At 72.8% G+C, this 26,396-nt stretch carries 29 protein-coding genes, 1 tRNA gene and 1 riboswitch; of the genes, 13 read left to right on the forward strand and 17 right to left on the reverse strand.

Going from position 1 to position 26,396, the window contains the following annotated elements; translation table 11 throughout:
- Nucleotides 1-5 precede the first annotated feature (5 nt).
- Complete coding sequence (locus tag COO58_RS06520) at nt 6-683, forward strand: hemolysin III family protein (RefSeq protein WP_091565976.1); 678 nt, start codon at nt 6-8, stop codon at nt 681-683.
- Between the two features lie 73 nt (nt 684-756).
- Here the strand turns inward: COO58_RS06520 and COO58_RS06525 are convergent, their stop codons facing one another.
- Nucleotides 757-1,047, reverse strand: a complete 291-nt coding sequence (locus COO58_RS06525) for a DUF6458 family protein (protein WP_091565981.1) — start codon at nt 1,045-1,047, stop codon at nt 757-759.
- A gap of 116 nt (nt 1,048-1,163) precedes the next feature.
- Here COO58_RS06525 and COO58_RS06530 point away from each other — a divergent pair, with 116 nt between their 5' ends.
- Nucleotides 1,164-1,694, forward strand: a complete 531-nt coding sequence (locus tag COO58_RS06530; RefSeq protein ID WP_091565985.1) for a histidine phosphatase family protein — start codon at nt 1,164-1,166, stop codon at nt 1,692-1,694.
- 550 nt (nt 1,695-2,244) lie between these two features.
- On the opposite strand, the gene COO58_RS06535 is transcribed toward COO58_RS06530, so the two are convergent.
- The 4 genes from COO58_RS06535 to COO58_RS06550 form a co-directional block, all read right to left on the reverse strand.
- On the reverse strand, nt 2,245-2,514 hold the full coding sequence (locus tag COO58_RS06535; RefSeq protein ID WP_013283345.1) for a DUF6458 family protein: 270 nt from the start codon (nt 2,512-2,514) through the stop codon (nt 2,245-2,247).
- A gap of 183 nt (nt 2,515-2,697) precedes the next feature.
- Nucleotides 2,698-4,554: an acyl-CoA dehydrogenase gene (locus tag COO58_RS06540; protein WP_091565991.1), complete on the reverse strand. Its 1,857-nt coding sequence runs from the start codon at nt 4,552-4,554 to the stop codon at nt 2,698-2,700.
- Between the two features lie 116 nt (nt 4,555-4,670).
- Nucleotides 4,671-5,798: a PP2C family protein-serine/threonine phosphatase gene (locus tag COO58_RS06545; protein WP_091565993.1), complete on the reverse strand. Its 1,128-nt coding sequence runs from the start codon at nt 5,796-5,798 to the stop codon at nt 4,671-4,673.
- 68 nt (nt 5,799-5,866) lie between these two features.
- Nucleotides 5,867-6,493 carry a septal ring lytic transglycosylase RlpA family protein gene (locus tag COO58_RS06550; protein ID WP_176558754.1) on the reverse strand — a complete coding sequence of 209 codons (627 nt, stop codon included), beginning with the start codon at nt 6,491-6,493 and terminating at the stop codon, nt 5,867-5,869.
- A 185-nt stretch (nt 6,494-6,678) separates the two neighbouring features.
- Here COO58_RS06550 and COO58_RS06555 point away from each other — a divergent pair, with 185 nt between their 5' ends.
- From COO58_RS06555 to COO58_RS06565, 3 genes are read left to right on the forward strand one after another with little or no spacing between them, the layout of a single operon-like run.
- A complete protein-coding gene (locus tag COO58_RS06555) occupies nt 6,679-7,224 on the forward strand; it encodes a phosphoribosyltransferase (protein ID WP_098744185.1) in 546 nt (181 codons plus the stop codon).
- A gap of 33 nt (nt 7,225-7,257) precedes the next feature.
- Nucleotides 7,258-8,280: a questin oxidase family protein gene (locus COO58_RS06560; protein WP_091566002.1), complete on the forward strand. Its 1,023-nt coding sequence runs from the start codon at nt 7,258-7,260 to the stop codon at nt 8,278-8,280.
- A 36-nt stretch (nt 8,281-8,316) separates the two neighbouring features.
- On the forward strand, nt 8,317-8,730 hold the full coding sequence (locus COO58_RS06565; RefSeq protein ID WP_091566005.1) for an ASCH domain-containing protein: 414 nt from the start codon (nt 8,317-8,319) through the stop codon (nt 8,728-8,730).
- Nucleotides 8,731-8,735: 5 nt separating this feature from the next.
- On the opposite strand, the gene COO58_RS06570 is transcribed toward COO58_RS06565, so the two are convergent.
- The 4 genes from COO58_RS06570 to COO58_RS06585 all read right to left on the reverse strand — a co-directional run bounded on the left by COO58_RS06570 (nt 8,736) and on the right by COO58_RS06585 (nt 12,282).
- A complete protein-coding gene (locus tag COO58_RS06570; RefSeq protein ID WP_091576744.1) occupies nt 8,736-9,614 on the reverse strand; it encodes an LLM class flavin-dependent oxidoreductase in 879 nt (292 codons plus the stop codon).
- A gap of 49 nt (nt 9,615-9,663) precedes the next feature.
- Nucleotides 9,664-10,719, reverse strand: a complete 1,056-nt coding sequence (locus COO58_RS06575; protein WP_098746139.1) for a MerR family transcriptional regulator — start codon at nt 10,717-10,719, stop codon at nt 9,664-9,666.
- A gap of 70 nt (nt 10,720-10,789) precedes the next feature.
- On the reverse strand, nt 10,790-11,356 hold the full coding sequence (locus tag COO58_RS06580) for an NUDIX hydrolase (RefSeq protein ID WP_091566007.1): 567 nt from the start codon (nt 11,354-11,356) through the stop codon (nt 10,790-10,792).
- 32 nt (nt 11,357-11,388) lie between these two features.
- Nucleotides 11,389-12,282, reverse strand: a complete 894-nt coding sequence (locus COO58_RS06585; RefSeq protein ID WP_098744186.1) for a LysR family transcriptional regulator — start codon at nt 12,280-12,282, stop codon at nt 11,389-11,391.
- Nucleotides 12,283-12,397: 115 nt separating this feature from the next.
- Between COO58_RS06585 and COO58_RS06590 the strand changes: the two genes are divergently transcribed.
- Both COO58_RS06590 and COO58_RS06595 read left to right on the forward strand, forming a co-directional pair.
- Nucleotides 12,398-12,790, forward strand: coding sequence for a VOC family protein (locus COO58_RS06590; RefSeq protein WP_255292534.1), 393 nt, complete (start codon nt 12,398-12,400; stop codon nt 12,788-12,790).
- A 9-nt stretch (nt 12,791-12,799) separates the two neighbouring features.
- Nucleotides 12,800-13,297, forward strand: a complete 498-nt coding sequence (locus COO58_RS06595) for a GNAT family N-acetyltransferase (RefSeq protein ID WP_098744188.1) — start codon at nt 12,800-12,802, stop codon at nt 13,295-13,297.
- Nucleotides 13,298-13,322: 25 nt separating this feature from the next.
- On the opposite strand, the gene COO58_RS30125 is transcribed toward COO58_RS06595, so the two are convergent.
- The gene (locus tag COO58_RS30125) at nt 13,323-13,484 is read right to left on the reverse strand and encodes a hypothetical protein (protein ID WP_176558756.1); all 162 of its coding nucleotides are present in this window, start codon (nt 13,482-13,484) and stop codon (nt 13,323-13,325) included.
- 103 nt (nt 13,485-13,587) lie between these two features.
- Nucleotides 13,588-14,358 carry a type I methionyl aminopeptidase gene (map, locus tag COO58_RS06600; protein WP_098744189.1) on the reverse strand — a complete coding sequence of 257 codons (771 nt, stop codon included), beginning with the start codon at nt 14,356-14,358 and terminating at the stop codon, nt 13,588-13,590.
- A 77-nt stretch (nt 14,359-14,435) separates the two neighbouring features.
- Between map and COO58_RS06605 the strand changes: the two genes are divergently transcribed.
- The 3 genes from COO58_RS06605 (at nt 14,436) to COO58_RS06615 (ending at nt 16,689) form a co-directional block, all read left to right on the forward strand.
- Nucleotides 14,436-14,702, forward strand: a complete 267-nt coding sequence (locus tag COO58_RS06605) for a helix-turn-helix domain-containing protein (protein WP_091566020.1) — start codon at nt 14,436-14,438, stop codon at nt 14,700-14,702.
- Between the two features lie 106 nt (nt 14,703-14,808).
- Nucleotides 14,809-15,771: a phosphotransferase enzyme family protein gene (locus tag COO58_RS06610; RefSeq protein ID WP_098746143.1), complete on the forward strand. Its 963-nt coding sequence runs from the start codon at nt 14,809-14,811 to the stop codon at nt 15,769-15,771.
- Nucleotides 15,772-15,948: 177 nt separating this feature from the next.
- Nucleotides 15,949-16,689, forward strand: coding sequence for an alpha/beta hydrolase (locus COO58_RS06615; RefSeq protein ID WP_098744191.1), 741 nt, complete (start codon nt 15,949-15,951; stop codon nt 16,687-16,689).
- Nucleotides 16,690-16,748: 59 nt separating this feature from the next.
- Here COO58_RS06615 and COO58_RS06620 read toward each other — a convergent pair.
- Nucleotides 16,749-16,822, reverse strand: a tRNA-Gly gene (locus COO58_RS06620).
- 202 nt (nt 16,823-17,024) lie between these two features.
- On the opposite strand from COO58_RS06620, the gene COO58_RS06625 reads away from it, so the two are divergent.
- Complete coding sequence (locus COO58_RS06625; protein WP_091566029.1) at nt 17,025-18,014, forward strand: zinc metalloprotease; 990 nt, start codon at nt 17,025-17,027, stop codon at nt 18,012-18,014.
- Between the two features lie 74 nt (nt 18,015-18,088).
- On the opposite strand, the gene COO58_RS06630 is transcribed toward COO58_RS06625, so the two are convergent.
- The gene (locus COO58_RS06630) at nt 18,089-18,634 is read right to left on the reverse strand and encodes a pyridoxamine 5'-phosphate oxidase family protein (RefSeq protein ID WP_091566032.1); all 546 of its coding nucleotides are present in this window, start codon (nt 18,632-18,634) and stop codon (nt 18,089-18,091) included.
- 78 nt (nt 18,635-18,712) lie between these two features.
- Here COO58_RS06630 and dcd point away from each other — a divergent pair, with 78 nt between their 5' ends.
- Nucleotides 18,713-19,291, forward strand: coding sequence for a dCTP deaminase (dcd, locus tag COO58_RS06635; RefSeq protein WP_091566035.1), 579 nt, complete (start codon nt 18,713-18,715; stop codon nt 19,289-19,291).
- Between the two features lie 72 nt (nt 19,292-19,363).
- On the opposite strand, the gene COO58_RS06640 is transcribed toward dcd, so the two are convergent.
- Nucleotides 19,364-20,398, reverse strand: a complete 1,035-nt coding sequence (locus tag COO58_RS06640; protein WP_098744193.1) for an NlpC/P60 family protein — start codon at nt 20,396-20,398, stop codon at nt 19,364-19,366.
- 13 nt (nt 20,399-20,411) lie between these two features.
- A riboswitch (cyclic di-AMP (ydaO/yuaA leader) is annotated at nt 20,412-20,549 on the reverse strand.
- 220 nt (nt 20,550-20,769) lie between these two features.
- On the opposite strand from COO58_RS06640, the gene COO58_RS06645 reads away from it, so the two are divergent.
- Nucleotides 20,770-22,803, forward strand: coding sequence for an N-acetylmuramoyl-L-alanine amidase (locus COO58_RS06645; RefSeq protein ID WP_098744194.1), 2,034 nt, complete (start codon nt 20,770-20,772; stop codon nt 22,801-22,803).
- A 67-nt stretch (nt 22,804-22,870) separates the two neighbouring features.
- Here COO58_RS06645 and COO58_RS06650 read toward each other — a convergent pair whose 3' ends face one another.
- From COO58_RS06650 to COO58_RS06660, 3 genes are all read right to left on the reverse strand, one after another.
- Complete coding sequence (locus COO58_RS06650; RefSeq protein WP_091576754.1) at nt 22,871-23,881, reverse strand: C40 family peptidase; 1,011 nt, start codon at nt 23,879-23,881, stop codon at nt 22,871-22,873.
- 170 nt (nt 23,882-24,051) lie between these two features.
- Nucleotides 24,052-25,056 carry a hemolysin family protein gene (locus COO58_RS06655; protein ID WP_098744196.1) on the reverse strand — a complete coding sequence of 335 codons (1,005 nt, stop codon included), beginning with the start codon at nt 25,054-25,056 and terminating at the stop codon, nt 24,052-24,054.
- Entirely contained in the window at nt 25,049-26,356 is a 1,308-nt protein-coding gene (locus COO58_RS06660; RefSeq protein ID WP_098746145.1) for a hemolysin family protein, read from the reverse strand. Before COO58_RS06660 ends, COO58_RS06655 begins: the two co-directional genes overlap by 8 nt.
- Nucleotides 26,357-26,396 lie beyond the last annotated feature (40 nt).

Here is a 26,396-nt window from a genome sequence, read left to right on the forward strand (position 1 = left end):
ATGAGGTGACCACCTCCGCACCGCTCCGGCTCCGGCCGGTCGACATCGGAAAGCCGCGCATGCGCGGCTGGCTGCACGCGTACGCGTTCTTCGCCGCGCTCGTCTGCGGCATCGTGCTCTGTTCGATCGCGGCCACCCGCCCCGGCTGGGCGCCGCTGGTCAGTTGCCTGATCTACAGCCTCACCGTCTGTGGGCTCTTCGGCACCAGCGCGCTCTACCACCGGCGCGTCTGGTCCGAGCGCGGCTACCAGATCATGCGCCGGATGGACCATTCGATGATCTTCGTGTTCATCGCCGGCACGTACACGCCGTTCTGCGCCCTGCTGCTGGACACCCGGCACGCCACGATCATGCTGGCCCTGGTCTGGGGCGGCGCGCTGGCCGGCGTCGCGGTCAAGCTGATCTGGCCGCACGCGCCGCGCTGGGTCTCCGCCCCGCTCTACCTGGCGCTCGGCTGGGTGGCCGTGACCATGCTGCCGCAGATTCTGCACGGCGGCGGGGTGACCGCGCTGGTGCTGCTGAGCGTGGGCGGCGCGATCTACAGCGTGGGCGCGGTGTTCTACGCGCTGCGCCGGCCGAACCCCTGGCCCACCGTCTTCGGCCACCACGAGTTCTTCCACGCCTGCACGCTGGTCGCGGCGATCTGCCACCACATCGCGATCTACTTCGCGCTCTTCGCCTGAGCCGGTCCGGCAACCGCGCCCCGGACACGCACGAGGGCCCCGCGCCGTTACGGGGCCCTCGGGTCTGTGGGGGTCAGGCCGGGTAGCCCGAGCCCGGGCGGCGCACCTCGCGGTACTCCTCGCGCACGACCCGGTCGCCCTGCACCGGCACGACCGGCTCGGCGACGACCTGCTCGCGCACCGGCGCGGCCACCACCCGGCGGCGGCTGTTCCAGAAGTAGAGCGTGGTCAGCAGCCCGGCCAGACCGGCGAGCATGAGCACCCAGCCCACCACGTTGAGGTTCAGCCATCCCAGGTTGGCGTCGATGGCGAACGCGAAGATCGCGCCGAGCGCGATGAGGAAGATGCTGGCACCGATGCCCATGACGTCGCCTCCTTGGCGTCCTGCTGGCGTTTCCTGCCCGCCGCGGCCATGGATGAGGTAGCGGCACACATCGACATACCCAGGCGCTCTGATCGCCAATCAGGCAAGCTGGGCGCATGACGGACGGCAGGAACGGGGAGCGGACGCTGGTGCTGCTGCGGCACGCCAAGGCCGAGCAGGAGCGGGACGCCCCGGACGCGGAGCGGTCGCTCACCGCGCGCGGGCACGCCGACGCGGCGGCCGCCGGCGCCTGGCTGGCCCGGCACGAACTGCTCCCCGACGTGGTCCTCTGCTCCCCGGCCCGGCGCACCCGGCAGACCTGGCACGGCGTGGCCATGGGCATGACGGGTTCCCCGCCCGAGGGCGGGCCGGCGGGGTCCACGCCCGCGGTGCGCTACGAGCCGACGGCGTACGAGGCGCACCCGGACGAACTGCTGGACCTGGTACGGGCGGTCGACCCGGCGGCCGGCACGGTGCTGCTCGTCGCGCACAATCCGGGCATCTCACTGCTCTCCGCGCTGCTCGACCCGGAACGGGCGGATCCGGACGGCCTGCGCACCACCGACCTGGTGGTGCACCGCCCCACCACCCGCTGGGCCGACCTGACCCGCGCGCCCCTCACCGCCCGCCACACCGCTCGCGGCTGAGAGCCGCGGCTCCGGTCCGTTCACCGCACCCAGCGACGCCGGCCCCGGTCGCCGCTGCCGCTACCTGCTCGTCACAGGGCGGCCTCGTCGACTCGGGTCGCGGGTCCGCAGCCCGCACCCACCGCGCGGCACCGAGGAGCAGACCGTCGTGCCGCCGCCGGCCTCGCGCTCGGCTGGCCCCCGCGCGCGGCCGCGCTCGCCAGGCGCACGCCCGCACGCCCGTACGCCCGCCAGCAGGTGAGCAGGTGAGCAGGTGAGCAGGTGATTTAGAGCGATATACCGCTGAGTCATAATTATGACTCAGCGGTATATCGGCTATTCAGCGGCGCATCCTCCATGGGGGTTACCGACAGTCACCGGGCTCCCGGCGCGAGGAAGCCAGCCGGACCAGCGCGAGCACGTCGCGGCCCAGCACCGACGGCGCATCCGGGCGCGGAGAGCCGGCGTGGACAGCGCGTCCCGGCAGGACAAGACGGCCCGACGCGGTCCGGCGCGAGGAAGCGCACCCCATCGCGAGACGGCGCAGCCCGACGCCAGACGGCGCAGCCCGTCAGGACGGCGGGGCCGTCGGCGGGGGCGGGTCGGGCGGCGGCGGCATCATCGCGGTCGGGTGGGAGAGGCGGTTCTCCTCCACGATGAGCGTGCGGGCGCGCTTGCGTCGGTCCTGCCAGAACCACAGCGTGGTCAGCAGGACGCCCAGCCCGGCGAGGATGAAGACCCAGCCGACCGCGCGCAGGTCGATCCACCAGACGTTGGCCCGGATGGCGAAGGTCATGATCGCGCCGAGCGCGATGAGAAAGATGGCGCTACCAATGCCCATGTGCGCTGCACTCCCCCGTGCGATGGCCCTTGGGCGTGCTCCGGTCGTGGTCCGCGACGGTTACCCGCCCTCCGGCCGCCTATCCACCCTGGCCCGGCAACGCCGACGGCCGGCGGGCTGTCGCCCGCCGGCCGTCGGTGAGGGGAAGAGTGACGCTTCAGGGGATGAGGACCCCGGAAGGGCTTAGAACGCCTCCTCCGGGAGGTCCATGATCTCCAGGTCGACGCCCTCGATGATCCGCCGGTCGGCGCCGATGCGGGGGAGCACCTCGCGGGCGAAGAACCGGGCGGCGGCCACCTTGCCGGTGTAGAACGCCTTGTCCGAGGCGGAGACCTCGCCGGCGAGCGCCTTCAGCGCGACGTCCGCCTGCTTCTGCAGCAGCCAGCCGACCACCAGGTCACCGATCGCCAGCAGGAACCGGCGGCTGCTCAGGCCGACCTTGTAGAGCGCGCGGGTGTCGCCACCCTGCGCCTCACCCAGCCAGCCGGTCATCACACCGAGGATGTTCTGGATCTCGGCGAGCGCCTTGCCCAGCGCCTGCCGCTCCTCCTTGAGCTGGCCGTTGCCGGCCTCGGAGGTGATGTGCTCCTGGATCTCGCCGGCGACCGCCATCAGGGCCTTGCCGTTGTCCCGGACGATCTTCCGGAAGATCAGGTCGAGGCTCTGGATGGCGGTGGTGCCCTCGTACAGGGTGTCGATCTTGGCGTCGCGGACGTACTGCTCCAGGGGGTAGTCCTGGAGGAAGCCGGAGCCGCCGAACGTCTGCAGCGACTCGTGGCCGAGCAGCTCGTACGCCCGCTCCGAGCCGACGCCCTTGACCAGCGGCAGCAGCAGGTCGTTGACCCGCTTGGCCAGCTTGGTGGCCTTCTCGTCACCGGCCGCCTCGGCGAGCGCGACCTTGTCCTGCCAGCTGGCGGTGTAGCAGACCAGCGCGCGCAGGCCCTCGGCGTACGACTTCTGCATCAGCAGCGAGCGACGCACGTCCGGGTGGTGGGTGATGGTGACCCGGGGAGCGGTCTTGTCGGCCTGCTGGATCAGGTCGGCGCCCTGCACCCGGTTCTTCGCGTACTCCAGGGCGTTCAGGTAGCCGGTGGAGAGCGTGGCGATGGCCTTGGTGCCGACCATCATCCGGGCGTACTCGATGATCATGAACATCTGCCGGATGCCGTCGTGCTTCTCGCCCAGCAGCCAGCCCTTGGCCGGTACGCCGTGCTCGCCGAAGGTCACCTCGCAGGTGTTGGAGACCTTCAGGCCCATCTTGTGCTCGACGTTGGTGGCGAAGACGCCGTTGCGCTCGCCCAGCTCGCCGGTCTCGGCGTCGAAGTGGAACTTCGGCACCACGAACAGGGACAGGCCCTTGGTGCCCGGGCCGCCGACGCCCTCGACGCCGACCGGGCGGGCCAGCACGTAGTGGACGATGTTGTCGCTCAGGTCGTGCTCACCGGAGGTGATGAAGCGCTTGACGCCCTCGATGTGCCACGAGCCGTCCGGCTGCTGGATCGCGCGGGTACGGCCGGCGCCCACGTCGGAGCCGGCGTCCGGCTCAGTGAGGACCATGGTCGAGCCCCACTGCTTCTCGATGAAGAGGCGGGCCCACGTCTTCTGCTCCTCGGTGCCCTCGACGTGCAGCACGTGCGCGAAGGACGGGCCGGAGGCGTACATCCAGACCGGGGCGTTGGCGCCGAGCACCAGCTCGGCCAGGGACCACCAGAGGGCGCGCGGGGCGTTCGTGCCGCCGAGGGCCTCCGGCAGGTCGAGGCGCCAGAACTCCGAGTCCATGAACGCCTGGTACGACTTCTTGAACGACTCCGGCAGCGGCGCGGTGTGCGTGGCCGGGTCGAAGACCGGCGGGTTGCGGTCGCTGTCCGCGTAGCTGGCGGCCAGGTCCTCGCGGGCCAGGCGGTCGACCTCCGAGAGGAAACTGCGGGCGGTGTCGACGTCCAGGTCCGTGTACGGCGCCTGGCCGAAAGTCCGGTCCGCCCCGAACACCTCGAACAGGTTGAACTCGAGGTCCCGAAGGTTGCTCTTGTAGTGGGTCATGCTCGCTGGCCCCGCTTCCGGACAGGTGTTACCGATCAGTAACTCCAGACTGTATTACTCACCGGTAGCCATCGACAAGCCGATCTCGGAAGTGACAGCGATTACACACTTCCGGTTCACCCGTCGGCGGCGCCGACCTCCCAGCTCGGCACCGGGGCGGCGGTGGCGCTGCGCGGGCCCGCGTACTCCATCAGGACCAGCGCGATGTCGTCGTCGAGCCGGCCGTGCACCCACTCGACCAGGGCGGTCTCCAGCGAGGCGAGCCCGTCGCCGACCGTGCCGTGGCCGAGCAGCCGCCACGCCCGGTCGGCGGTGGGGAAGAACTCCCCGTCCCGCCGCGCCTCGCCCAGCCCGTCGGTGAACAGCAGCAGCCGGTCACCCGGTTCCAGCCGCTCGACCCGGGGCCGGACCACCGGCATGAAGCCGAGCGGCGGTGCGGGCGCCGGCGGCTCCAGCGGGATCACCGCGCCCCGGCGCAGCAGCAGCGGTGGCGGGTGCCCGCAGTTGACGATGGTGAGGGTGCCGCCCCGCTCCTCGACCAGCGCGGCGGTGACGAAGTCCTCGTCGCCGACGTTGCGGGCCACCGCCCGGTCCAGGTCGGCCACCACCGCGCGCAGGTCGGCCCGCTCGTACGCCACGTGGCGGTAGGAGCCGAGCACGATGCTGGCGAGCCGGACCGCGTCCAACCCCTTCCCGCGTACGTCGCCGATGATCATGCGGACGCCGTACGGGGTGTCCATCACCTCGTACAGGTCGCCGCCGATCTCGGCGGTCGCGGTGGAGGAGATGTAGCGCGCCGCCACGGCCAGCGTGCCGACCTGCGGGCCGAGCGGGCGCAGCACCGCCTGCTGGGCGACCGCGGCGAGCCGGGACAGTTCGTTGATCCGTTCCGCCTGGCGCTGCCGGACCGCGGCCGTCGCGGCCGCGATCACGGTGACCAGCGCGACGGTGGCCACGTTGACCGCGGTCACCAGCGAGGCGCCGCGCTCGGCGACCGCGAAGGCCACACCGGCGGCGGTGGCCAGCGCGCCGACGGCGAGCACCACCCGCCAGGACGTCAGCGCTCCGGCGAGGACGGGCGCGGCGGCCATCAGAGCGAGATAGTGCGCCGGACGGCCGTCGGCCAGCTCCGCGGCCGAGACGATCGCGAGCAGCGCGAGGGCCGCGCCGAGACCGGCGCGGGATCCGGGGCTCAGCGGGCCGTGGCCCGGCTGGAAGGGTTGCGTGCGTACATCGGACAGCATGCCTGATGGACGTGAAGCGGTGAATGAACCTGGCCCGTCCGTCGCGGAAGTTCTGTCTGACAGGTCGGTCAGCCCAGCACCTCGTAGCGGACGTCCACCTCACCGAGGTCGGTCGAGGCGATGGCCGCGAACGCGGCGCGCGACAGGTCGATGCACCGACCGTCGATGTACGGGCCACGGTCGTTGATCCGGACCACGACCGACTTGCCGTTGGCCGGGTTGGTGACCCGGACCCTCGTGTCGAACGGCAGCGTCTTGTGCGCCGCGGTCAGCGCGTTCGGGTTGAACGTCTCGCCGTTCGCGGTCATCTGCCCCTCGTCGTAGAACGAGGCGCCGCAGGATCCGCTGTCCACCACCTTGGGGGCGGTGGTCTTCTTCGTCGCCGTGGGCTTCGGCGCGGTCCGGGTCTTGCCCCGGGACGCCGCCTGCGTACGGCTCGACGTCGGGCTCGGGGTGGCCTTCGGCGACGGGCTGAGGCTCGGCGAGGCCGACGCGCTCGGCGACGGGCTGGCCGAGGTGGGAGCGGGCGTGCTCGGCACGACCTCGACGGCGACCGGCTCGGCCGGGGGCTCGGCGGAGGTGAGCTGCACGGCGCCGACGGCGCCGCCGACCGCGAGCACCACGCCGACCGCCGCGCTGGCGGCGATGCCGGCGGGCGAGGAGAACTTGCGGGTACGAAGGTGCCTAGCAGCCACCGGCCCGGTCCTTTCGTCAACTGAACAAACCGGCCCGGACCGTAACGAGAGAAGCACTTCCGAAGTCAACGTGATCATGGTGCTATGCCCGCATTTACCCGGGTACGTGTAGCCGATCAAGCCATCCGCGCTCGGCCGAACGGTGGAAGGTGCGCTGGCCGGCGTCCATGCCGCAGGATGGTGCCGTGCTGAGCCGTCGCCTGGTCGAACTGTTCCGGTGGATCGACCCCGGACCGGACAGCACCCACCTCGTCAGCGACCTCTCCGGCTGGTGGCGCGACCCGGCCGTGCTCGCCCAGGTCGGCCCGGCCCTGGCCGCCCTCTTTCCCGACGCGCGGCCGACCGTGGTGGTCGCGCCCGAGGTGACCGGGCTGCTGCTCGGCCCGCTGGTCGCGGTCGCCGCCGGCACCGGGTTCGTGCCCGCGTACAAGGACGGCGGGGAGCGGCACCGGGTCGGGGCGATGCGGTGGGCCGAGACGCCACCGGACCACCGCGGCCGGCGGCTGCGCGTCGGCGTGGACGACCGGCGGCTGGAGCCGGGCGACCGGGTGCTGCTGGTCGACGACTGGGTCGACACCGGGGCGCAGTCGGACGCGCTGCACCGGGTGGTCCGCGACGCCGGCGCCGTGGTCGTCGGCACCGCCGCGCTGGTGGCCACGTGCCCGCCCGAGGTCGCCGCGCGGTTGCGGCTGCGCGCCCTGCTCGGCGGGGACCAGTTGCCCGAGGGTTGACCTCAAGCGAGGTTCAACCCGGACGATCGCCGGATGGACGACGGCATCCTCGACGAGGCGTACCACCGACTGCACCGCACCGGCCCCGAGTTCGAGGGCTGGCTCTCCAACCACGGACCGATGGCCGCCGAGGCGCTGGTCCGGCACGGGCAGGGCGCACGCGTGCACCGCTGGCTCGACGGCTACCTGCGCCGGCTGGACGAGCTGCCGCGCGGGCTGCGGCCGATCGACGACTGGCGGGCCGCGCTCGGCGACCCGAAACGGGCCGGCGACTGGCTGATCCACTTCGACCGCGAGCTGCGGGAACGGCAGTGGACGGAGGTGCTCGGCGAGTGGTGGCCCCGGCTGCTGCCCGGGATCGCGGCCGGCGCCACCCACGGCGTGATCCGGGTCGGGCACGCCGTGCGGGTCCTGCGTACCGACGGGGAGACGCCGGAGCGCCGGGCCGAGCTGGGGCAGGCGCTCGGCTACTGGGCGGCCCGATGGCAGCCGGTGCCCGGGGCCGGACCGCTCACCGGGCGTTCCGACGCCGCCTCGGCCCTGGCCGCGGTGCCCCGGATCCCGGACCAGACGGGCGGGATCCGGGAACGGCTGGGGCGGCTCACCGACGTACCGGGGTGGTCCGGCGCGGTGACCGGTCTGCGCCCGCCGGCCGACCCGGGCGGGGCCACCCGCACGCTCGTCCAGGTGGTGCACCGGGCCGCGCTGGACTACCTGCGGTTCGGGCACGGCGCACCGGTGATGCTGGTGCACGCGGTCACCGCGCCCACCGCGGTGCTGCGTACCCTGCCGGCTCTCGACCCGGCGCTGCGGGCGCCGAGCGTCGCCGCGGCCTGGGCCGCGACGGCGGCCGTGACCTCGGTGTACGCCTCACCCACGCCGGCCGCCGCGCCGCCGGCCGGCGGATCCGCCGACCCGGCGGAGGTGTTCGCCCGGGCGGCCCGGCACGGCGACGAGCACGTGGTGAAGCTGGCCGACGCGGTGTTGGAGGCGCACCAGGCGACCGGCGACGAGCGGGTGCTGGTCGCACCCGGCTACGCCGGCCACCTGATCTGAGACGGAGGCGGGCGGGCGTGCCGTAGCCTCGGCAGGATGTGGCCCCGCATCGGTGGACTGCGCGCGCTCGCCCTCGGCACCCCCGGCGAGCTGCGGGCCGACCTCAACACCCTCGTGCTCTCCGGCGTGAAGACCGCCACCGCCGGCCTGATCGGCGAGTATGCCGAGGAGAACGAGGAACTGGAGCACGTCGGCGAACGGCTCGCGCTGGTCGACGACCACGACGCGCTGGTCGGCGTCGTGGAGGTGACCGGAGTCGAGGTGGTGCGCTTCGCCGACGTGCCGTGGGACTTCGCCCGCTCCGAGGGCGAGGGCGACCGGTCGATCGAGGAGTGGCGGGCCGGACACGGCGCCTACTGGGCCCGGCTGGGGACGCCGGTCACCGACGACAGCCAGATCGTCTGCCTGCGGTTCCGCCTGGTCTCCACCGAGGGCAGCGTCGGCACCTGAGGTTCCTAGGCGCGGCGCAGCTCCGGCAGCATCGCCGCCGCCTCGACCAGCACGGCCTCGTCGCCGGCGTACCAACTGCTCTCGCGCGGCCAGTGCGTCACCACGTCGGTGAAGCCCAGCCGGGCCGCCCGGGCGACCTGCTCGGCGAGGAAGTCGGCGCTGCTCAGTGAGAAAACCGGGGCCGAGTCGAGGGAGAGGTAGCGGTCCAGCGTCGCCGGGTCACGGCCGGCCTGTTCCAGCGTCCGCGTCATCCGGTCGGACAGCTCAGTCACCGTGCCCCACCAGGCCTCCAGGTCGTCACCGTCGAGCCCGGTGGTGACCCAGCCCTGCCCGAACCGGGCGACCAGCCGCATCGAGCGGGGCCCGTTGGCGGCGACCACGAACGGCACCCGGGGCCGCTGCACGCAGCCGGGGTTGTTGCGGGCGTCGACCGCGGTGAACCACTCGCCGCGCCAGGTGGCGCCGTCCTCCCGCAGGACCAGGTCGAGCAGCTCGGTGAACTCGGCGAACCGGTCGACCCGTTGCCGGGGTGGCAGCGTCTCGCCGCCGAGCACCGCCGAGTCGAAGCCGATGCCGCCGGCGCCCAGCCCGAGCAGCACCCGGCCGCCGGAGACGTCGTCCAGCGCGGTCACCTGGCGGGCGAACGCCGCCGGGTGGCGGAAGTTCGGCGAGGCGACCAGCGTGCCCAGCCGGACCCGGGAGGTCACCGTGGCCGCCGCGGTCAGCGTCGTCCACGAGTCGAACCAGGGACCGTCGACCAGGTCACGCCAGCCCAGGTGGTCGTAGGTCCAGGCGTGGTCGAAGCCCCACTCGTCCACCTGCGCCCACCGTCGGCGCGCCTCGGACCAGCGCTGGTCGGGCAGGATCACGATGCCAATTCGCATGAGCGCCAGGGTACGACCCGGGTCGGACACCCGACCCGGGTCGGACCGGCTAGGCGGCCACCAGGTCGGCCACCACGCAGGCGATGTTGTCCGGCGCGCCCGCCGCGTACGCCAGGTCGACCAGGCGCCCGACGGCGCTCTCCGGGTCGTCCGCCCCGGCCAGGGCGGCGTGCACCGCCCCGGGGTCGACCACCGCCGACAGGCCGTCCGAGCAGAGCAGGTAGCGGTCGCCGGGCAGCGCGGTCCGCACCGCCAGGTCCGCCTCGACCTCGCCGCCCGCGCCGAGCGCCCGGGCCAGCAGCGCCCGCCGCGGGTGCGCGCCGGCCTCGGCCGGCGTGAGCCGACCCTGGTCGACGAGCGTCTGCACGTACGTGTGGTCCTGGGTGAGCCGGGACAGCTCACCGCCGCGCAGCAGGTAGGCCCGGCTGTCACCGACGTGCGCCAGCACGAGCCGGGTGCCGCGCCGCACGAGCGCGGTGAGCGTGCTGGCCGGCCGGTCGTCGCCGGCGGCGTGCCCGCGTACCGCCCGGTCGGCGCGGGTCACCGCCCCGGCCAGCGCGGCGAGCAGGTCGGCCGCCGACGCGTCGGCCGGCTCCAGCGACCGCAGCGCGTCCACCGCGGCGGCGCTCGCGGCGGCCCCGGCCGGACCGCGTACGCCGTCGGCGACCGCGAGCAGCGTGTCGTCGGCGTACGCGGTGTCCTCGTTGGTGTCCCGGACCGTGCCGGTCTCGCACCGCACGGCGTACCGGAATCGGGTGTCGGACATGGTGGAGCCCCTCTCGGTGAGCTGGTCGACGAGGAGCGCGACCGCCCGGCCGCGGGTCGCGGTGTCCGCGCTGACCCGCCGCCACCAGGCGTCCAACGCCTCGGCGGCGGCACCCGGCGGCAGGTCGCAGACGGTCGCGATCTCGGCCAACGGCATGCCGGCCCGGCGCAGCGCGGCGATCATCCGCGCCCGGTCGAGCTGCTCCGGCGCGTAGTAGCGGTAGCCCGAGTGCGGGTCCACCGCCGCCGGCGGCAGCAGGCCGGAGTCGTCGTAGAGCCGCAGCGCCTTGGGCGACAGGCGGGCCGCGCGGGCGAACGCCCCGATGGTCATCAGCCGCACGGCGCCCTCCTCCTCGTGCCGGCCCCGGTGGCCGGCACGGACCACGCTGGGCCCTGCCGCAGGGGACGGGTCAAGCCGCGACGGCCGCCAGCTTGGCCAGCATCCGGCCGAGGTGCGGCTCGACCGTGCCGGTCGGCGCGTCGGTCACCTCGACCGGGGTCCACCAGCGGACGCCCCGGAACTCGACCGGGTCGGGGGTGAACCGCTGGTCGCGGTGGGCGGTCAGCACGTACCAGAGGCTGACGTCGGTGTGCCGCTGCTCCGGCGGGCCGACGGTCTCGGTGACGGTGAGGAACGCCGGCCGCTCGCCGAACGGCGGCGCGAAGACGGCCGGCACACCCAGCTCCTCGCGCAGCTCGCGGCGCACCGTCTCGGCCGGGTGCTCGCCCGGCTCGACGTGGCCCCCGCTGGGCAGCCACATCCCGGCGAGGCGGTGGTCGACCAGCAGCACCGCGCCGTCGGACGGGTCGCGGAGCAGGAAGTAGGCGACCAGGTGCGGCGACGGGGTGCGCGGCTTGGCGCGGCGGAAGATGTCCTCCGTGCCGGCCAACCAGGCCAGCGCCACCTCTCGGTGTCGCGCCTCCAACTCGTCGCCCGGCGGCAGTTCCTCGACCACGGCCCTGATCTCGTCCCGCATCCCGCCGATGGTGCCAGCCGGGTACGACGCTGTCAGGCCGCCGGGGGCGGGTTGGCGTCGACCGCGGCGCGGACGAACTCGCGTACCCGGGTGGTGGTGTTGCTGGCCAGCCAGACCGGACCTCGGCGGATCGGCGGCGCGTCGTGGATCGGCACGTAGGCCAGGTCGGGCCGGGCGTGGTAGTGCCGGGTCTGCTCGCCGACCGGCAGGACCCCGCGGCCCAGCGCCACCAGCGCGAGCATCTCGGAGAACGTGCCGCCGGCCGGGCCCTTCGGCACCGGCCGGCCCGCCGGGGTCCGGTCCGGCGTGCGGTCCTGCTTGAACGCGGCCGACGTGACCGCCGGGTACTGCACCACCGGATGGTCGCCGAGCACCTCCAGCGACACGGACTCCGCGCGGGCCAGCGGGTGGTCCGCGGCCACCGCGAGCATCCGGCGCTCGTGCAGCAGCGCCGGGCCGTTCGCCATGCCGTCGAACGGGTACGCGGCGACCAGCACGTCGATCGTGCCGTCCACCAGGCTCGACCGGGTGGTGGCCAGCGGGGCCTCGTGCACGTGCACCGCGCAGTCCGGATGCCGTTCGGTGAACCGGGCCACGGCGCGGAGCAGCACCGGGGCGGCGGACTCGCCCACGTACGCCACGCGCAGCTCGCCGGTGAGCCCACGACCGGCGTCGACGGCCCGCTGGACGGCCTCCTCGATGCCGGCCACCAGCGGGCGCATCTCCTCGGCCAGGCGGGCGCCGATCGGGGTGAGCCGGACGACCCGGCTGGTCCGCTCGAACAGCGGCGCGCCGATCCGCCGTTCCAGCCGGCGCACCACGTGGCTGATCCGCCCGGTGGTCACGCCCAGCCGCTCGGCGGTGCGCCCGAAGTGCAGCTCGGAGGCCAGGGTCAGGAACGCCTCGATCTCGTACCGCTCCAGCACCCGGCGCTCCCGTCGTTGACTCCCGGTCAACGATGGTAGTGCGATCGGGGCTTGGTCACGCGCCCGCCTCCGACCAGGCTCGACGGTGTTCCCACACACGATCCAGGAGGATCTGATGACGATGCGCGTGACCGGGTTCGACCACCTGGTGCTCACGGTGAGCGACGTCGAACGCTCCCTCAACTTCTACTGCGGCACGCTCGGGCTGGCCCCGGTGCGCGTCGACCGCTGGCGCGCCGGGGAGGTGCCCTTCCCGTCGGTACGCGTCGACGCCGGCACCATCATCGACCTGGTCCGGGGCGATCCGGGCGGCTCCACCATGGACCACTTCTGCCTGGTGGTGGAGCCGATCGACTGGCAGCCGGTGGTCGAGTCGGGCGTGTTCACCGTGCTGACCGGGCCGGTGCCGCGCTTCGGGGCCCGGGGCACCGGCACCTCGATCTACGTCCGCGACCCCGACGGCAACACCGTCGAACTGCGCACCTACCCGCCGGGCGGGGTTGGCTAGCCTGGCGCGGTGCCGCAGCTCGAACGCCTCGCCGCCCGCCACGCGTATCTCGTCTACCGGTTCGAGTGGCAGAACCGGGCCTACTTCGCCCGGTACGTTCCCGACCGTGGTGACGACTACTTCGACGAGTTCGCCGACCGGCAGGTGGCGTTGCTCCTGGAGCAGGACCGGGGCACGTGCCACTTCCACGTGCTGGTGGACGACGACGGCTGGGTGATCGGACGGTTCAACCTGGTCGACGTGGCCGACGGAAGCGCCGAGCTGGGCTACCGGGTGGCCGAACGCGCCGCCGGGCGCGGCGTCGCCCAGGAGGGCGTCCGGCGCGTCTGCGAGCTGGCCCGCGACGCGTACGGCCTGCGCCGCCTGGTCGCGTCGGCGGCGCTGGCGAACCCCGCCTCGCTGGCCGTGCTCCGGCGTACCGGGTTCGTGCCGGACGGCGAGGTGGACCTGGGCGGCGAGCCGGGGCTGCGCCACGTCCGCGACCTGACCCGGTGGTCTCCGGTCTGACCGGGGCGGCCGTGCGCCGCTCCGGTCACGGTACGCCGTCCAGTTCCGCCACGGTCGACGCGGTCAGCCCGTCCTCCCGTAACTCCATCACGGCGGTGTGGACGTAGCCGTCCCCGTACGGATCGACGGGCGGGTGCACGGTCCACCGGGGGCCCGCACCGCGATCCAGGACGTACGGTTCCTTCATGGCCCTATGATCCACACCAGACCGCCGAGGTGGCGGCATCCAACGGGCCGCGACCCCGCCACCTCCCCGAGCTGGAGTCGATCAAACGCGCCGGTGGATGCCGTCAGGCGGGGCGGCGGGTCAGGACGCGGGGTCCGGCCTCGGTGATCGCGACCGTGTGTTCGGAGTGGGCGGTGCGGGAGCCGTCGGCCGAGCGGATCGTCCAGCCGTCCTCGTCGAACCTGATCTTGTCGGTGGTGCGGCAGAACCAGGGCTCGATGGCGATGGTGAGGCCGGGGTCGAGCCGCAGGCCACGGCGGGGACGGCCACTGTTGGCCACGTGCGGGGCCTCGTGCATGGTGCGACCGATCCCGTGGCCGCCGAACTCGCCGTTGACGCCGTAGCCGTAGGAGCTGGCGACCTCGCCGATGGCGGCGGAGACGTCACCGAGGCGGGCGCCGGGGCGGGCGGCGGCGATGGCGGCCTCCAGGGCGACCTCGGTGGCCTCGATCAGGGTGAGGTCGGCCGGGTCGGGGGTGCCGACGACGACGGAGAGCGCGGAGTCGGCGACCCAGCCGTCGATGCCGACGGCCATGTCGATGCTGAGCAGGTCGCCGTCGCGCAGGACGTAGTCGTGCGGGAGGCCGTGCAGCACCGCGTCGTTGACCGACAGGCACAGCACGTTGCGGAACGGCCCACGGCCGAACGACGGGGCGTAGTCCCAGTAGCAGGATTCGGCGCCGCGTTCCTTGATCCGCCGCCGGGCGTGGTGTTCGAGGTCCATCAGGTTCACGCCGACGTCGGCGACGGCGCCCAGCTCGGCGAGCAACTCGCCGACGAACTGGCCGGTCACCGCCATCCGGTCGATCTCCTCGACGGACTTCAGCTCGATCACGACAGCCTCCCTCTCCGATACGGTATTTTTATACCACGCCGGTCCGGCGCCGCCTCCCGGAGGGATATCCTGCTCGCATGGTTCGCCAACCGCTCACCGCCGAACAGATCGCCGCGGGCCAACGCCTCGGGGTCGCGCTCCGGGCCGCGCGCGCCGGGCGCAGCCTGGGCGAGGTGGCACTGGCGGCCGGCATCTCCCCCGAGACGCTGCGCAAGATCGAGGCGGGCCGTCTCCCCGCGCCGGCGTTCGGCACCGTGGTCTGCCTCAGCCAGGCCCTCGGCGTCCCGCTCGCCGAGCTGGCCGACGTCTGGCTGGCCGACATGCCCGTCCGCCAGGCATCCTGACGCCCGACCGGTCAGCGCCGGCCAGGTGGGCGGCGCGGGCGTCGACGTCGGTGGGTTCCGCGAAAATCGCGTTGTCGACCCCGGCGTGGGCTGCGACGCTCTGGTGGTGATCGACAAGCCAGACGTCGACGAGCGGGCGCTGGCCGCCACGGTGAGTGCGGCGTGGGCCGTGGACGTCGCCGAGCTTGCGTTCCTGCCGGTCGGGCTCGACGGGCGCGCCTGGGCCTACCGGGTCGACACCGCCCACGGCCAGCGCTACTTCCTGAAACTGCGGCACGGCGCGTTCACCCGGGCGGCCGTCCTGCTGCCGGGCTTCCTCCGCGCGCGCGGCATCCGGCAGGTCGTCGCGCCGATCGACCCGCCCGGCGGCACCGGCCACGCGTTCGGGGACTACCGGCTGTTGCTCTACCCGTTCCACGACGGCGGCAGCCTCTGGAGTCGAGGGCTCACCGACCGGCAGTGGACCGAGTACGGGGAGTTCCTGGGCCGGCTGCACGCGGTCACGCCGAGCGCCGAGGTCGCCGCGGTGCTGCCCGCGGAGACGTACCGGTCGAGCGCGGGCGAGCGGCTGCGGGCCCTCGGTGGGCAGGCCGCGGCGAGCCCCGACCTGGGCGGGTTCTGGGACCGGTACGGCGACGCGCTGCACCGGCTGTCGGCACTGGTCGACGACCTCGCTGCCCGGGTCCCCCGGGGTCGACACGTCATCTGCCACGCCGACATCCACCCCGGCAACCTGATCGCCGACGGCGCCGGTCCCCTGCACGTCGTGGACTGGGACGCGCCGATCCTCGCGCCGCGCGAGCGCGACCTGATGTTCGTCCTCAGCCAGGACTTCGGCGACCACCCGGTCGACGCGCGCCGCGCCGACCTCTTCCGTCGCGGCTACGGCCCGTGGGAGCCCGACCCGACGACGCTGAGCTACTACCGCGGGGAGCGGCACCTCGACGACGTCGCCGCGTTCCTCGACAGCATCCTCAACTCGGGCGGCGGCCCGGAATCCCGCGCCAACGACCTGCACTGGCTGACCCGCATCGCCGAGACCGTCGCCCACCCCGACTACGCGCCCTGACCCACGCGGAAAACCGTTGGCGGCCCTCGGCGGCCACTGCTACGGTGCCGGAGGCCGTGCAGCTGACGAGGAGGTGGTACCCGTGAACGTATCGACGTGGGTGCTCCCCTCCGGGGTCACGGTCGGGCGATAGGTCGTCCGGGAGCGCCGTTCAGCGCACTCCCGAAAGGCACGACCGTGCGATTCATCTCCGAACGACGCCTCGACGACGGCGTACGCGAGCGCGAGTTCACCCTCGACGAGATCCCCGGCGTCCTGTGGACGCCACCGTCGGCATCCGGGCCGACGCCGCTGATCCTGCAGGGCCACCCCGGCGACCTGCGCCGGATGTATCCGCGCCTGGCGGCCCGGGCCCGGCACGCCGCGGCGGCGGGCTACGCCTCGGCCACCCTCGAACTGCCCGGCGCCGGCGAGCGGCCCCGTTCCGCCGCCGCCGACCAGGCCCGCACCGACCTGCGCCGCGCGATCCAGGCCGGCGAACCGGTCGCCGACGAGATCGTCGAACGGCTCGTCCTCCCCCTGGTCGACCAGGCGGTCCCCGAGTGGCGCGTCGCCCTCGACGCGCTCCTCGCGCTGCCCGAGATCGACGGCCCGGTCGGCTACGCGGGCGGCGTGATCGCCATCGGCGTCCGGCTGGCGGTGGTCGAGCCGCGTATCTCGGCCGCCGCGCTGTTCGCCGGCAGCTACGTGCCCCGCGTGATGTTCGAGGAGGCCCGGCAGGTCACCATCCCGCTGCTGGTCCTGCTGCAGTGGGACGACGAGGGCAACGACCGGCAGTTGGCGCTGGACCTGTTCGACGCGTTCGGCTCCCGGGAGAAGACGCTGCACGCCAACATGGGCGGGCACACCGGCATCCCGGCACACGAGGGCGACGACGGGAACCGGTTCTTCGCCCGACACCTGAGGGCCGCCGGGTGAGGTGAGCCGAACATCGAAGGCCCTGACCCGGATTCACGTCCTGGCCAGGGCCTTCGTGCTGGAGCGGGTGACGGGAATCGAACCCGCACTGTCAGCTTGGGAAGCTGATGTTCTGCCATTGAACTACACCCGCAGGCGGCACCACTGTACCTGAGGTCACCACTCCCGTGCACCCAGGCACCCCCGCCCCGCCGTCGGACAGGAGTGGATCAAGGATGTTGCGTGCCGGCAACATATGGGCGTTCTCAAATCCGTCGATGGGATGTAACGTCTGCTCCACGTTTCCGACCCGGCGTGACACACCCCCTGCCACGCCGTCAGAAAGAGGTGGGCCCATGGGACCCCGTCCCAACCTGCTGACCCGGCGTACCGCCGGTGTCGCGACGTCGACCCTCGCGCTGCTGCTCAGCACCGCTGCCGTCGGCGTCGTCCCCGCTGCCTCGGCCTTCTCGGCCGCCCCGGCCGGCGTCTGCGCCGAGCCGGCCGACGCCCACGGCCACGCCGACGCCCGCGTCGCCAAGGGCGGTCACCCCCGGCTCGACCCGAACGAGCTGACCGCCCAGCAGGTGCGCGAGCGCGAGGCCGACCTCGCCGCCGCGCAGCGCGAGCGGGCCAACTTCCGGACCGGCCCGACCGTCACCCCGCTGGCGTCCGTGACCATCCCGGTCGTGGTGCACGTGATCCAGGAGAACAGCACCCGGGCCGGCGGCAACATCCCGGACTCGCTGATCAACCAGCAGATCACCGTGCTCAACCAGTCCTACGCGGGCTCTACCGGTGGCGCCGCCACCGCCTTCGCGTTCCAGCTCACGAAGATCAACCGGGTGACGAACCCGTCCTGGTACCCGATCGTGCAGGGCTCCTCGGCCGAGCGCTCGATGAAGACCTCGCTGCGTACGGGCGGCAAGAACACGCTCAACATCTACCTGGGCGAGCTGAGCGACGGCCTGCTGGGCTGGGCGACCTTCCCGAAGCGCACGCTGGACAAGATGGACGGCGTGGTCGTGCTCAGCGAGTCGCTGCCCGGCGGCACGGCGACCAACTACAACCAGGGCGACACCGGTACGCACGAGGTCGGCCACTGGCTGAACCTTTACCACACCTTCCAGGGCGGATGCTCCGGCTCGGGTGACAGCGTCTCCGACACCCCGGCCGAGGCGTCGCCGGCGTACGAGTGCCCGACCGGTCGGGACACCTGCTCCACGGCCGGCAAGGACCCGATCACCAACTTCATGGACTACACCTACGACTCCTGCATGTACCAGTTCACCGCCGGCCAGGCGAGCCGCATGCTCACCGCGTGGAACGCCTACCGCGCGGCCTGACCTCACCCGCACCACACGACAGGTGCCGGTCCCGTTCTCGGACGGGGCCGGCACCTGTCGTGTCGGCAGGCGGCTCAGGCAGCCGGGCGGCGGGTGTCGAAGCCGTGCCGGCCGCGCCGGCCGTCCGCGGCGAGCGGGTCACGGCGTGCCGGCGTGGCGCCCCGCGGGTCGAGCCAGACCCGCATCTGCGGCCGGCCGGCACCCGGCTGGGCCACCGGGTCGCGCCGGGTCAGCATCGCCACGTCGACGGTGAACTCGAACAGCCGCCAGTCACCCTGCGGCGCCGCCCGGGCGACCCGGGCCAGTCGGGCAACCGTGGCCGGATCGGTCACCGGACGGGCCCGGCCCGCCACGTAGGCCTCGTCGTCGCTCTCCTCCGGCGGGAAGGAGTGCAGCGCGTAGCGGCCGTCGCGTTCGAGGTCGCGGCGCTTCGGGGAGTCGATGACGAAGCACCAGAGCCCGTCGGCGGTGATCACCGGGGAGACCGGGTGCACCCGCGGGCCGCCGTCGGCGCGGACCGTGGCGAGGTAGCCGAAGCCCGGCCCGTACTGCTGCATCAGGAGGCGGATCTCGTCGGCGAGGCGGGGCTCGTCGGCGGCGAATTCGGACCAGGAAGCCATGCGGACATTCTATCGAACACGTGTACGAAGAAGTAGTGCGACACGCAGGTCACCCGTACCGGTCGCTATGGTGTTCCGATGCTGCTCTCCGACCGCGACCTGGTCTCCGAGATCAAGTCGGGCACGCTCGCGCTGGAGCCCTTCGAGCCCACGCTGGTGCAGCCGTCCAGCATCGACGTACGCCTGGACCGGTTGTTCCGGGTCTTCAACAACCATCTCTACACCCACATCGACCCGTCGGTGCAGCAGGACGACCTGACGTCGATGGTGGAGGTGCCGGAGGGCCAGCCCTTCGTGCTGCACCCGGGCGAGTTCGTGCTCGCCTCCACGCTGGAGGTGATCTCGCTGGGCGACCAGCTCGCCGGGCGACTGGAGGGCAAGTCCAGCCTGGGCCGGCTCGGCCTGCTGACCCACTCCACCGCCGGCTTCATCGACCCGGGCTTCTCCGGCCACGTCACGCTGGAGCTGTCCAACGTGGCGAACCTGCCGATCACGCTCTGGCCGGGAATGAAGATCGGTCAGCTCTGCATCTTCCGGCTCTCCTCGCCGGCCGAGCACCCGTACGGCTCGGCCGTCTACGGATCGCGCTACCAGGGCCAGCGCGGCCCGACGCCGAGCCGGTCCTGGCAGAGCTGGCGCACCTGGCCCACCCGCTGACGCCGAGCGCCGCTTGTTAAGAGGGGCCCCCTCCTATGCAGAATGCGTTAAGAGGGGGCCCTTCCTTACACCTCAGGCGGGGCGGCCGTAGCTGTTGATGTCGCCGTCGTCGACGCGCTTCATGGTGATCGGCTTGCCGGACTGGGAGGCGTGCACCACCCAGCCGTCGCCCACGTACATCCCCACGTGGTGCAGGTCGCCGTAGTAGAAGACCAGGTCACCGGCGCGCAGCTCGGACCGGCTGACCCGCTTCGTCACGTCGTGCTGCTGCCGGGCGTTGTGCGGCAGCGAGACCCCGGCCTTGGCCCAGGCGGCCATGGTCAGGCCGGAGCAGTCGAAGTGGTCCGGGCCGGCGGCCCCCCAGACGTAGATCTTGCCGATCTGGGCGCAGGCGAACTTGACCGCGACCCCGGCCGCGCCGCCGGGGTAACCGGACGGGCAGGGGGCCGGGCGCAGCGGGCCGCCACCACCGTTGCCGTAGACCTTCAGCCGCAGCTTCTGCAGCCGGGCGATCTCGCCGTCGATCTGCTTCTTCTTCGTCGCGAGCTGCGCCTCGGTGCGGCTCAGGTCGGCGACCATCTGGTCCAGCGGCCGCTTCTTGGCGGCCAGCTCGTCGCGCAATTCGGCGACGGCACGCACCTGCTCCTGCTGGTGGTGTGCGAAGCGGTCGAGCAGCTCCAGGCCGCTGACCAGGTCGCCCGGCGAGCGGCTGCCCAGCAGGGCGTTGACGGTGGAGAGGTTGTCGCCCTTGTACGCGTCGGCGGCGAGCCCGCCGACCTGGCCCAACGCCGCGTCCACCCGGGCCTGCAGCGGGGCGATCTGCCGGCCGAGCGCGTCGGCCTGCTTGCGCCGCACCGCGAGCTGCTCGCGTACGGCGTTGACCTGCTCGATGACCGGTTCGAGCTTGTTCCAGTCGCGGTCGATCTGGGCCTCGATCTCGGCGACCGAGGGTTCGGCGTGGGCCGCCGTGGCGCCGCCGGTCAGAACGACGGCGGTGCCGACCAGGGCGGCGAGGGCGGTGGTGAAGCGGGACCAGCGGGAACGCGGCGCGACGAGGGACCGGTCGACCGACCGGTTCGACGACGGCCGCGGGGCATGGAGTGCCACCGGGCGTCCGTACTCCTTCTTCCTGACCGCCTACCGGGTTAGCTGACGGATTCGGACGGGAAGGGAGCCGCCCTACCGCAGCTCCGCTGCGGATTCACCCCAGGTACCTGGTTCCCCGGCTCGCCCGTGGGCGACTCGGCGGTGCCGGACCGTCACCGACCGGGTTGGACGGTGAGACTGGCGGCCGACGATTCACCAGAGTAGGAGCCGTCGTTATCGATCCGCAACTCGGGACGCCGTGACACTCCGTACCGACACCTGGGTGAAGTTTTCTTTCATTAAGGATTACCTGCTGGAAAGGTATTGACCCTCGCGGGTGTGCGGAGTGAGGGTGGGGACGCAGTGACCCCCATCCCTGTCCAGGAGGTTCGATGCACCTCTCCACCCCACCGTCGGGCGGACGGATACTGCTGGCCGCCGCCGTGGCGACCGCCACCGCGCTGGCCGTCACCGGCCCGGTGACCGCCGCGCCGGAGACGGCCGGACCCGCCACCGACCGGCAACGGCAGTACGCCGCCGCGGCCACCGAGTACGGCGTGCCGCAGAACGTGCTGCTCGGCGTCTCCTATCTCGAGTCCCGCTGGGACACCCACCCCGGCCAACCCAGCACCAGCGGCGGCTACGGCCCGATGCACCTGACCGACGCGGCACACGTCCTCGCCACCCCGGGCAGCGCCCACGTCGACGAGGACGAGGACCCGCGCGGCGACGACTCCCGCCCGCTCACCCTCGACCCGGCCACCGCCGCCGCGCCGGCACGGGAGACCCCGCTGCCCCGCGCCTCGCTGCAGACGATCGACACCGCCGCGACGCTCACCGGGCTCGACGCGCAGACGCTGCGCACCGACCCGGCGGCGAACATCCGCGGTGGCGCGGCGCTGCTCGCGTCGTACCAGAAGGCACTGGGCGGGCCGGTCGGCGCCGGCACCGACGCGGCGGCCTGGTACGGCGCGGTGGCCCGCTACTCCGGCGCGGACACCGCCGACGCGGCGGCGGCCTTCGCCGACGAGGTCTACGACCAGCTCGGCCAGGGCGCGACCCGGACCACCGACGACGGGCAGCGGGTCACGCTGGCCGCCACCGCCGCCCGGCCGGACCGGTCCCGGCTGGCCCGGCTCGGCCTGCGCCACGCCCAGCGGCCGGACGGCCTGGAGTGCCCGGTCCGGCTGGCCTGTGAGTGGATCCCCGCCCCGTACGAGCAGCTCAGCGCCGACCCGGGCGACTACGGCAACCACGACCTGGGCAACCGGCCGAAGCAGCAGAAGATCGAATACATCGTCATCCACGACACCGAGGGCTACTTCGGCCCCAGCGTCGACCTGGTGAAGCGGGCCGACTACCTGGGCTGGCACTACACGCTGCGCTCGGTGGACGGCTACGTCGCCCAGCACATCAAGGCCAAGGACGTCGGCTGGCACGCCGGCAACTGGTACGTCAACGCCAAGTCCATCGGTCTGGAGCACGAGGGCTTCGCCGGTCAGGGCACCTGGTACACCGAGGCGATGTACCGGGCCTCGGCCAAGCTGGTCCGCCACCTCGCGCTGAAGTTCGGCATCCCGCTGGACCGGCAGCACATCATCGGGCACGACAACGTGCCGGGCACCACCGCCGGCACGGTGAAGGGCATGCACTGGGACCCGGGCCCCTACTGGGACTGGTCGCACTACTTCGACCTGATGAAGGCGCCGTTCCGGAGCACCGGCACGGCCCGCACCGGGCTGGTCACCATCGACCCGGACTTCGCCACCAACCGCCCGGCGTTCGTCGGCTGCAACCAGCAGCCGCCGGGCGTCCCGACGCCCACCCCGCCGGCCGAGACCTGCCCGTCGCGCGGCTCCTCCGCGGTGGTCCTGCGGACCGCGCCGAGCGCGGACGCCCCGCTGGTCAACGACCTCGGGCTGCGTCCGGACGGCACGCCGGACACGATGTACATCTCCGACCACGGCGCCCGCGCCTCCGCCGGCCAGACGTACGCGGTGGCCGGCCGGCAGGGCGACTGGACGGCGATCTGGTACCTCGGCCAGAAGGCGTGGTTCCTCAACCCGGCGTCGGCGCCGACCGCGAAGTGGGCCACCGGCTTCGTGGTGACCCCGCGGCCCGGCAGGGCCACGATCCCGGTGTACGGCCGCGCCTACCCGGAGCAGGCCGCCTACCCGGACACCATCCCCTACCAGACCATCTCGCCATTGCAGTACACGCTCGCGGCGGGCCAGCGGTACGCGGTCGGCGGGGTACTGCCCGGCGAGTACTACCGCGCGGTCTCGTTCGACGGCTCGGCGCCGGGTGACCGGACCGTGGTGCGTGGCGAGAACCGCTACGTGCAGGTCCAGTTCGGTCACCGGATCATGTACGTGAACCTCGACGACGTGCTGGTCCTGCCGTCGCCGATCGGCGCGCCACGGTAACGGCCCACCGCCACGGAAAGGCCCCCGGTCCATCTGGACCGGGGGCCTTCCCGTCGGAGCGAACGGGTCAGTACGGCCGGCGGTAACCCGCGACCGGCATGTACTGCAGCTTGCCCACCTGGACCGGTTTGCCGGTGCGCGGCGCGTGCACCATCAGACCGTTGCCCAGGTAGATCCCGACATGATGCAGGTCGCTGAAGAAGAAGACCAGGTCACCGGGGCGTGCCTCGCTCGCCGAGATCTTCCGGCCCTCGTTCCACTGCGCGCCGGTGAAGTGCGTCAGCGAGATGCCCGCCGCCTTGTACGCGTACTGGGTCAGGCCGGAGCAGTCGAACGAGTTCGGTCCGGTGGCCCCCCACACGTACGGGTCACCGACCTGGGCGCATGCCGTCTTGATCGCGGTACGCGCGGCGCTGCTCACCACACCGTCGATCGACGGGCAGCCCTCCGGGCGGATCGAGGTCACCGGCAGCATCGCGGTCAGCCGCTTGATCTCGGAGTCGATCTGCTTCTTCTGCGCCGCCAGCTTGTTCTTGCGCTCGATCTCGGTGGCGATCAGCGCGTCCAGCTTCTGCTTCTGCGCGTTGTACTTGTCGCGGGCCGCGAGCACACCGGCGATCTGCTTGCGCTGGTCGTCGGCGATGCGGTCGAGCATCACCAGCTGCTCGGCCAGGGTGCCCGGCTTGGTGCTCACCAGCAGCGCGCCCATCTCCTGCGACGGGCCCCGCATGTAGTAGCGGGCGGCGATGTCACCGACCTTGTTCATGGCCAGCGTCGAGGCCAGCTCCAGCGGCACCATCTTCTTCTGCAGCTCCGCGGACTTCTTCTGGTCCGCCTTGAGCTGGGCGTTGACCTTGTTGTAGTCCTCGATCGTGGGTTCGAGCTTTTCCCACTGCTTGTCGATCTGGGCGTCGATCTCGTCGACCGAGGGCGCCGCGTGCGCCGGGGCCGCCAGCATCCCGGCGCCGACCGCGACGGCCGCGACCAGGGTGAGGAGACGGCGTACCACCCGGTGGAACCCGGCCGGACGGCCGGGTCGAGCGCTCGGGGCGTGACGTCGAGGGGGCATGGTTGCCACCGGCACGGACTCCTTTGCAACCGACCGCCGGGCGCCTCGCGAGAGGGAAGGTCGAGGCAGACGACCCACAGCGGTCGGTGCCCCACATTAGGGAAAGCACCGGGGTGGAATCAAGGCGACCTTTTGTTCAATCACGTATCCGCAATCGGTTGCACACCAAGGGTGTTCATTCACTTGCCGACGATGGCCGTCAATACGTCGTCGAGCGTCACCACGCCGAGGGGCCGACGACCGTCGCTGACCAGCACCATGTGCCGGCGCTCGCGGCGCATCGCGAGCAGCAGATCGGCGAGCGTACGGTCCGGCGGCACCACGGCCAGCGGCCGGTAGACGTCGGCCGGCACCGGGGCCCGACGGCTCGCCCCGGCGTACCCGAGCACGTCCTTGACGTGCACGAAACCCAGCACCCGGCGGGTGGCCCGCTGCACCACCGGGAAACGTGACCGGCCGGTGCGGGTCGCCAGCACCTCCAGCGAGGCCGGTGAGACGTCCTCGGCCACCGTGGTCACCGTCGACCAGGGTTGCAGGGCGTCGGCCGCGGTACGACTGTGCAGGGCGAGCGCGCCGGTGATCCGGGCGTGCTCCTCGGCGTCCAGCAACCCCTCGGTCCGCGCCTGGGAGACCAGGCCGGCCAACTCCTCGGCGGTGAACACCGTCTTCACCGCGTCCGTCGCCTCCACCCGCCACCACCGCAGCACCTGCCGCGCCGACCACTTCATCGCCAGCAGCAGCGGCTTCGTGGCCAGGCAGAACGCGAGCATGGCCGGGCCGAGCCAGAGCGCCGAGGGCTCCGGCCCGGCCAGCGTGATGTTCTTCGGCACCATCTCGCCGACCACGGTGTGCAGGAACACCACCACGGCCAGCGCGATCACGAACGCCACCGGGTGCACCGCCGACGCCGGCAGGCCGAGCGCCTCGAAGGGCACCTCCAGCAGGTGGGCCAGCGCCGGCTCGGCGATCGCGCCCAGGCCGAGCGAGCAGACCGTGATGCCGAGCTGCGCGCCGGCGATCATCAGCGGGATCTGGTTCATCGCGGCCAGCGCCCAGCGCGCCCGCTTCGACGTCGCCGCGAGCGGTTCGATCACGGTGCGCCGGGACGCGATCAACGCGAACTCGCTGCCCACGAAGAACGCGTTGCCGAGCAGCAGCACCAGGGCGACAAGCAGTTCAGGCACCGTCGTCGGGCTCCTCGGGGCGGACCACCCGGACCTGCTCGATCCGGTGCCGGTCGACCTCCACCACGGTGAACTCGTAGCCGGCCTCGTCGACCGTCTCACCGGCGACCGGGATGTGGCCGAACCGGGCCATGAGGAACCCGCCCAACGTCTCGTACGGCCCCTCGGGCAGCCGGAAGCCGGTCTGCTCGACCAGCTCGTCGGCCCGCAGCACGCCGTCGACCAGGACGGTCCGCTCGCCACCGGGCACGGTCAGCTCCGCCGGCCCGAAGCCGCCCACCGCGTCCGGGTCGAACTCGTCGGCGATCTCCCCGACCAGCTCTTCGACCAGGTCCTCCACGGTCACCACGCCGTCCGTGCCGCCGTACTCGTCGACCACGATGGCCAGGTCCGCACCGGCGTCCTTCAGCGCGGCCAGCACCCCGTCGAGGTCCAGGCTCTCCGGCACGTACACCGGCTCCCGGGCGACCGAGGCGACGGTGGTGCCGGCCCGACGGGCCAGCGGCACGCCGAGCGCGTCCGGCACCCCGGCGACACCGGTGACCAGGTCGAGCGTCTCCTCGTACACCGGGAACCGGGTCCGGCCGGTCCGCCGGGACGCCTCCAGCAGCTCGGCGACGGAGGCGGTGGCCCGCAACGCGATCACGTCCACCCGGGGGGTCATCGCCTCGGCGGCCCGCTTGTCGCCGAAGCGGATGGTGCGGCGCAGCAGCATCGCGGTGTCCGGCGGCAGCGCGCCGGCCCGCGCCGAGATGGCGGCCAGCAGTCCCAGCTCCTCCGGGGAACGGGCGCTGGCGAGTTCCTCCTGCGGCTCCACGCCGAGGCGGCGCACCAGCCGGTTGGCCGAGTTGTTGAGCAGCCGGATCAGCCAGCCGAAGGCGCGGGAGAACCCCCGCATCGGCGCGGCCGTGGCCAGGGCCGCCGGCATCGGGCGGGCCAGCGCCAGGTTCTTCGGCACCAGCTCGCCGAAGAGCATCGAGACGAGCGTGGCCAGCGCCAGGGCGAGCAGCCCGGAGAAGCGGTCCGCCCCGCCGAAGGGGTGCAGGGCCGGCGCGACGAGCCGGGCCAGGGCGGGCTCGGCCAGATAGCCGGTGAGCAGCGCGGTGATGGTGATGCCGAGCTGCGCGCCGGAGAGCTGGAAGGACAGGTCCCGCAGCGCCCGCCGCACCGTGGCGGCCCGTCCGTCGCCCTCGTCGGCCCGCCGGTCGATCTCCGCGCGGTCGACCGTGACCAGGGCGAACTCGGCCGCGACGAAGAATGCGTTGCCCGCGGTCAGCAGCACGAAGCCGACCAGGGGCAACAGCGTCAGAACCAACAGGCCGTCGATGGGCGTGATTGTG

It is taken from the genome of Micromonospora sp. WMMA1996 (genome assembly GCF_002573675.1).
Lineage (GTDB): Bacteria > Actinomycetota > Actinomycetes > Mycobacteriales > Micromonosporaceae > Micromonospora > Micromonospora sediminicola.